Source organism: Domibacillus antri (assembly GCF_001936625.1).
Classification (GTDB): domain Bacteria; phylum Bacillota; class Bacilli; order Bacillales; family Domibacillaceae; genus Domibacillus; species Domibacillus antri.
Genome location: NZ_MSDU01000007.1, coordinates 58,948 through 65,387 on the forward strand (window position 1 = coordinate 58,948; position 6,440 = coordinate 65,387).

Annotated in this window: 6 protein-coding genes; 3 read left to right on the top strand and 3 right to left on the bottom strand. The window is 44.3% G+C overall.

All coding sequences use genetic code 11. The features are described 5' to 3' along the window. The first annotated feature begins 48 nt into the window (after window positions 1-48). A complete protein-coding gene (locus BTO30_RS03950; protein WP_075397420.1) occupies window positions 49-1,524 on the top strand; it encodes an alpha-amylase in 1,476 nt (491 codons plus the stop codon). Between the two features lie 270 nt (window positions 1,525-1,794). Here BTO30_RS03950 and BTO30_RS03955 read toward each other — a convergent pair whose 3' ends face one another. Both BTO30_RS03955 and BTO30_RS03960 read right to left on the bottom strand, forming a co-directional pair. Further along, window positions 1,795-3,444, bottom strand: coding sequence for a glutamine--tRNA ligase/YqeY domain fusion protein (locus BTO30_RS03955; protein ID WP_075397421.1), 1,650 nt, complete (start codon window positions 3,442-3,444; stop codon window positions 1,795-1,797). Window positions 3,445-3,574: 130 nt separating this feature from the next. Then, complete coding sequence (locus tag BTO30_RS03960; protein ID WP_075397422.1) at window positions 3,575-3,904, bottom strand: DUF948 domain-containing protein; 330 nt, start codon at window positions 3,902-3,904, stop codon at window positions 3,575-3,577. A gap of 142 nt (window positions 3,905-4,046) precedes the next feature. Between BTO30_RS03960 and BTO30_RS03965 the strand changes: the two genes are divergently transcribed. Then, window positions 4,047-4,667: a DNA-3-methyladenine glycosylase gene (locus tag BTO30_RS03965; protein WP_075397423.1), complete on the top strand. Its 621-nt coding sequence runs from the start codon at window positions 4,047-4,049 to the stop codon at window positions 4,665-4,667. 116 nt (window positions 4,668-4,783) lie between these two features. Here BTO30_RS03965 and BTO30_RS03970 read toward each other — a convergent pair whose 3' ends face one another. Beyond that, entirely contained in the window at window positions 4,784-4,996 is a 213-nt protein-coding gene (locus BTO30_RS03970; RefSeq protein WP_075397424.1) for a hypothetical protein, read from the bottom strand. Between the two features lie 115 nt (window positions 4,997-5,111). Here BTO30_RS03970 and BTO30_RS03975 point away from each other — a divergent pair, with 115 nt between their 5' ends. Beyond that, window positions 5,112-6,257, top strand: coding sequence for a DEAD/DEAH box helicase (locus BTO30_RS03975; RefSeq protein WP_075397425.1), 1,146 nt, complete (start codon window positions 5,112-5,114; stop codon window positions 6,255-6,257). Window positions 6,258-6,440 lie beyond the last annotated feature (183 nt).

Sequence of the window (6,440 nt, forward strand, 5' to 3'; positions counted from 1 at the left end):
TATAAATAGCTATACAGATGTCATCTGGAAACGACGGGAGAGATGGGAATGGAACGGAATCGCACAATGATGCAATTTTTTGAGTGGCATCTGCCGCCGGATCATAAGCATTGGAACCGCCTTGAAGAGCGGGCGAAAGAATTGAAAGAAGCAGGGATTGGTGCTGTATGGATTCCTCCTGTAACGAAAGGGATAACAGGAGAGGATAACGGCTATGGTGTGTATGATCTTTACGATCTTGGTGAATTTGATCAAAAGGGGACAATTCCAACAAAGTACGGGACGAAAGAAGAACTTGAAAATGCGATTAAAGCATGTCATGATGCCGGTATATTTGTCTACATTGATGTTGTGATGAATCATAAAGCCGGTGCGGATGAAAAAGAAACATTTGCCGTTGTGGAAGTGGATGGTGAAAACCGGAAAAATGTGCTCTCGGAGAAGCCATTTGATATTGAAGGGTGGACAAAGTTTACCTTTCCTGGACGGAAGGGAAAATATTCTGATTTCATCTGGACATTTGAGCATTTTAACGGTACTGACTATGATGCGAAAAAAGACAGAACGGGCGTTTTTCGGATTGAAGGGGAGCTCAAAAGCTGGAATGAAAATGTGGATGATGAATTCGGCAATTATGACTTCTTAATGTTTTCCAATATTGACTATAGTCATCCGAAAGTGCGCGAAGAAATGATCCGCTGGGGCAAATGGATGGCGGAGACACTTGATTGTGATGGATACCGGCTGGATGCCATTAAACATATTGACCATGTTTTTATTGATGAATTTACAAAAGAAGTGCAGTCGGAACGAGGCGATGATTTCTTTTTTGTCGGTGAATTTTGGGTACCTGATCTTAAAGACTGTGCCAGTATGATTGAAGAAACAGAGGGCCGCATTCATTTGTTTGATGTTCCGCTCAAATACAATTTGTACAGCGCATCGCATGAAGGCGCCAAGTACGATTTAACGAAAATTTTTGAAGGGTCCATTGTTGAAAATTATCCGCAAAATGCCGTCCCATTCGTCGATAACCATGATACGCAGCCGGGCGAATCACTTGAATCATTTTTGGCGGACTGGTTTAAACAGAGTGCGTATGCCTTGATCCTGCTTCGTAAAGATGGCTATCCATGCGTCTTTTATGGTGATTATTACGGCATTGAAGGCGAGAAACCGGTTAAAGGAAAAAAAGAAGCCATCGATCCTTTATTATACAGCCGCCTGCATAAAGCATATGGCGATCAGGATGATTACATTGACCACCCGAACACCATTGGCTGGGTGCGCCGCGGTGTGAAAGAAATCGAACGTTCCGGCTGTGCGGTTGTGATTAATAATAGTGAAGAAGGCGGAGAAAAGAAAATGTTTGTCGGTGAAGAACGCGCCGGCGAAAACTGGGTGGACTTCTTAAAGACGCGCAAAGAGATTATTGAAATTGGCGAAGACGGCTGGGCTGTATTTCCTGTCAATGCAGGCAGCGTCTCCGTCTGGGGACTTCCGGATTTAGATGTAGAAGAATAAACCGAAAAGGGAGGATGTCTCAAAGGAACATGGAGACATCTTTTTTTCGTTTCTATGACTGGATTTCTTGCAGTTTGGGCCGGATTTTCCGATTTTGGGCCGGTTTTCTTGTCGTTTGGGTCGAATTCCCGTTATTTCGGCCTTCATGCGGCAAAATCCGGCTTTCCAATCAATAAATCGGCCTAAATCGTTCAAAATCTGGCTTTCCCCTCTACTTTCGATTTAATAAAACCATAAAAACAGCTCCCGATTACAGGGAGCTGTTCCATTTTATAGTTTAAATGAACTTTTCAAAGAAACAATGCGGTTGAAAACCGGCTTGCCTTTTTCTGAATATTTCGGATCCACATTGAAGTAGCCGTGGCGGAAAAACTGCAGTTTTTCCTGCACCTCAATATTTTCCAGATTCGGTTCAATAAATCCGTTTATCACTTCAAGTGAATTTTCATTAACGAAGTCAAGGAACGTTTTGTCTTCAGATTCATCGGCTTCATTATCTAAAATAAGCGGTTCGTATAAACGGAACACTGCCGGTATTGCGTTTGTCGCATCAACCCAGTGAATGGTGCCTTTTACTTTGCGGCCTGTGAAGCCTGAACCGCTTTTTGTTTCCGGGTCATATGTGCAGTGAATTTCCACAACATTGCCGTCAGCGTCTTTCATCACGTTTTCACATTTAACGAAATACGCATGCTTCAATCGCACTTCATTGCCAGGGAAGAGACGAAAATATTTTTTCGGCGGTTCTTCCATGAAATCTTCCTGTTCAATGTAAATTTCACGGGAAAACGGAATTTTTCGCATACCCATGTCCGGATTTTCCGGGTTTACTTCCGCATCCAGCCACTCCACCTGACCTTCAGGATAATTCGTAATGACTAATTTCAACGGGCGAAGCACACCCATTGTCCGCGGGGCTTTCATTTTCAAATCTTCACGCACAAAATGGTCAAGCATCGCTGAATCAACGGTACCCGAGCCTTTTGAGACACCTGTTTCTTTTACAAATTCCCGAATGGCCTCTGCTGTAAAACCGCGGCGGCGCATGCCGGAAATGGTCGGCAGGCGGGGATCATCCCAGCCATCGACGTGGTTCTCATCGACAAGCTGCTTTAATTTACGCTTGCTCATGACCGTGTTAGTTATATTTAAACGGCCAAACTCGATTTGCTGCGGCTGCATATCCATTTCACATTCACGCACAACCCAGTCATACAGTGGCCGGTGATCTTCAAATTCTGTTGTGCAGAGGGAATGAGTCACGCCTTCGATCGCATCTTCAAGCGGATGCGCAAAATCATACATCGGGTAAATGCACCAAGTGTCGCCTGTGTTATGGTGCGTGGCGTGCGAAACGCGATATAACACAGGATCGCGCAAATTTAAGTTCGGTGACGCCATGTCGATTTTCGCCCGGAGCACTTTCGATCCATCTGCAAATTCACCATTTTTCATTCGTTCAAATAAATCGAGATTTTCTTCGACAGAACGTCCGCGGTATGGGCTTTCTTTACCGGGCTCCGTCAATGTGCCGCGGTACTCACGAATCTCATCTGCGGATAATTCATCTACATAGGCAAGTCCTTTTTGAATGAGCAGAAGTGCGCGATTGTACATTTCGTCAAAATAGTCTGATGCGTAACGCAGTTCGTCCCACTCGTATCCAAGCCAGGCGACGTCTTCTTTAATCGAATCCACATATTCCTGGTCTTCTTTCAGCGGGTTTGTATCGTCAAAACGCAAATTGGTTTTGCCGCCAAAATCGTCTGCAAGACCGAAATTGATGACAATCGATTTTGCGTGTCCAATATGAAGATAGCCATTCGGTTCAGGCGGGAAGCGGGTGATGACGTGATCGCGTTTACCCGACTCCAGATCCTGTTTAATAATCGTTCTGATAAAATTGGATGATTGTTCCAAAGTGATACCAGCCTTTCTCTGTTGAAGTCATGTATGCTTATTATATTTCACTGACCGGACGAAAGAAAGGGCTGGAGGTTATTCTTTCATTTTCGAGGAAAATTCATCAAAGGGATTTTTTGCTTTGTCATCAAATGTTTGCTGTTTGGTTCTCTTTTCTGGAATCAACAGCAGTGTTCACTAAAAATTTCGCATTTTCCGGAAGCTGTTTCGCTTCATTCACCGTTAAGGTAACGGTTTGCTTTGCATGGTCGACATCGGCCATAATCTGCTCTTGGTGCACCTTTAATTCATCTGTCTCATACTTAATTTTTTCCGTTTGTGTTTGAATGCGTACCTGCGCTTCTTTTAACTGATCCATTTTCGGTTTCATGGATTTAAAAGTGGAAAATGATGAAATACCTAAATAAATGAGGGCGCCAATAAAAATGGCGAAGCTGAGCCAGCCAATCCATTCCATAAAAAAACCTCCTGAATTTTAGCTTTATTACTACTGTACCCTGAAAAGAGAGGAAAGTAACGGGAAAATGATGAAATAAGTAAAGGAAGCGGATTATAAGTAGGTGAATCAGGAAATAGAAAATGGAGGAGGAACAAACAATATGAAACAGAACGATAAAAAATTATCGAGAGGATTAATCCATTATAAACCGGTTGAAGCGGTATTTTTTAATCAGTCGACGCTTGAGTTGGCGAAAATTTTACTCGGCTGCCTGCTTGTAAAGGAAACGGATGAAGGAACCGCATCCGGCTTTATCGTGGAAACGGAAGCGTACCGCGGGCCGCTTGACCGGGCTGCACACAGCTTTAATAACCGGCGTACGAAAAGGACGGAAGTCATGTTTGCCGAAGCCGGACGCGTGTATACATATGTGATGCATACGCATTGTTTAGTCAATGTCGTGAGCGGTGAAATCGATTTGCCGGAAGCGGTGTTAATCCGCGCTGTAGAGCCTTATGAGGGAATTGACCTTATGTTGAAGCGGCGCGGCGGTACGGCGATGAAAAATGTAACGAGCGGGCCGGGGAAGCTGACGAAAGCACTCGGTATTACGATGGAGGATTACGGGCGCCGATTTGATGAACCGCCGATTTATATCGCGCCTGGATTTACACCGGAAGATATCTCGACCGGTCCGCGAATCGGTATTCCGAACAGCGGGGAGGCTAAAGATTACCCATGGCGCTTTTGGGTATCAGGGAATATGTATGTGTCGAAATAAAAGAAACGATGCCATCGCAAATGTAAATTCTATATGTTTTTTTGAAAAGCAGTACGTTATCAGATGAAAAGCGGCGCAATATCTTCTTTTTTAGATAAGCTGCGCCGCTTCAACTGTTATTCAGGAAATTTCTTTTCACTCGATGAAGAATCTTTTGTATGATGCTTATTTTTTTCGTCCTGCTGTTCGATTTTTAAATCTTCAAGAGGGATAGAGTCAACTGTCTGCTCTTCTTTAAATTTATCGTAAATACTTTCGTTCTCCGTTTCCATTTGATCAGGGTTGTCCATTTTTCCTTTACTTAAGGGCTGCTTCTCTTTGTTTTCCATTTTTTCACCTCAAAGTAATCGTTTTCTATACTGTAGCCTGATTTTGTTCTTGTTAAACATCATTGCACTCCGGATGAAAACAATGGATAATGGACAAAAACGAGAAGGAGTCTTTATGTCGAACCAATCATCATTTTTAACATCATTACAGCCGTTTTTGCAGGAAGCATGGCAAAAATCGGCTTTTAAACATCCAATGCCCGTACAGGAAGAAGCGATTCCGCTTTTGCTATCTGGCAGGGATGTGATCGCTGAATCACCAACCGGGACAGGGAAGACGCTCGCTTATGTATTGCCGATGCTCCATAAAATTGATCCGAACCGCCAGCAGGTGCAGGCGGTTGTCATGGCGTCATCGCGTGAGCTGATTATGCAAATTCAGGAAGAAATCCGCACGTTTGGCGGCGGCATTATCACATCAGCCGGTATGATCGGCGGTGCGAACATTAAACGCCAGGTAGAGCGCTTGAAAAAGCCGCCTCACATTGTCTGCGGTACACCGGGACGGCTGCTTGAACTTATTCAAATGAAAAAATTAAAAATGCATGAAGTAAAGCTGATTGTGCTGGATGAAGGAGATGAGCTTTTTGGAACAGCGCTCGCTGAACCGGTTCAGTCTGTTATTAAGTCGGCCATGAAAGACCGTCAGCTTGCACTCTTTTCCGCCACATTACCGGCAGCCGCTGAAGAAAAAGCAAAAGAAATCATGAATGATCCGGAAACCGTGAAAATTTCAAAAGGAAGCTTGCCGCAAGAAGGGGAAGTCCGCCACCTCTATTTCACATGCACATGGAAAGAAAAGCAGCAAATGATCGAAAAAGTAATGCGCGCCTTTGATCCCGAACGAATGCTTGCGTTCATTAAAGACATTACAGACGTCAATGTCATGTCTGAAAAGCTTGCATTTAAAGGGTGGAAGAATGGTGTGCTGCACAGTGAACTGCGAAAAGAAGAGCGCGTAAAAGCGATCCGTGAATTCCGAAATGGAAAAGCGCCGATTTTGTTCGCTACAGATGTTGCCGCGCGCGGTCTCGATGTGAAAGGGCTCACACACGTTTTACATTTTGAAGCACCGCACAATGCCCGTGAATACACTCACCGTTCCGGACGAACAGGACGCGCGGGAGAAGATGGAACCGTGATTACGCTCATTACAAGTGAGTTTCAAGAAAAAGAACTAAAAAAAATCGCCAGACAAATTGGCGTTGAACTCGAAAAATATGAGTTTTTTAAAGGAAAAGCTGTTCCTGCGAAAAAATAAAGAAGAGCCCGCTCATTGAAAGAGCGGGCTTCAGACTGTAGACAAAGTCGGCCGTTTTTTAACGACAGCAAATCAACAGGCGTCTTTTGTGAAGACCCCGCTTTTTATCCGTAGCCGATAGGGGGAAGCCGTCAGGATTTAGCTTTCCGCGGAAATTGGGGAGCTTCCTCGGCTGCGCCTGCG

Coding starts and splice junctions, on each gene's coding strand:
- BTO30_RS03950 (WP_075397420.1), top strand. CDS start 49: ATGGAACGGAATCGCACAATGATGCAATTTTTTGAGTGGCATCTGCCG.
- BTO30_RS03960 (WP_075397422.1), bottom strand. CDS start 3,904: ATGGAATGGATTGGCTGGCTCAGCTTCGCCATTTTTATTGGCGCCCTC.
- BTO30_RS03965 (WP_075397423.1), top strand. CDS start 4,047: ATGAAACAGAACGATAAAAAATTATCGAGAGGATTAATCCATTATAAA.
- BTO30_RS03970 (WP_075397424.1), bottom strand. CDS start 4,996: ATGGAAAACAAAGAGAAGCAGCCCTTAAGTAAAGGAAAAATGGACAAC.
- BTO30_RS03975 (WP_075397425.1), top strand. CDS start 5,112: ATGTCGAACCAATCATCATTTTTAACATCATTACAGCCGTTTTTGCAG.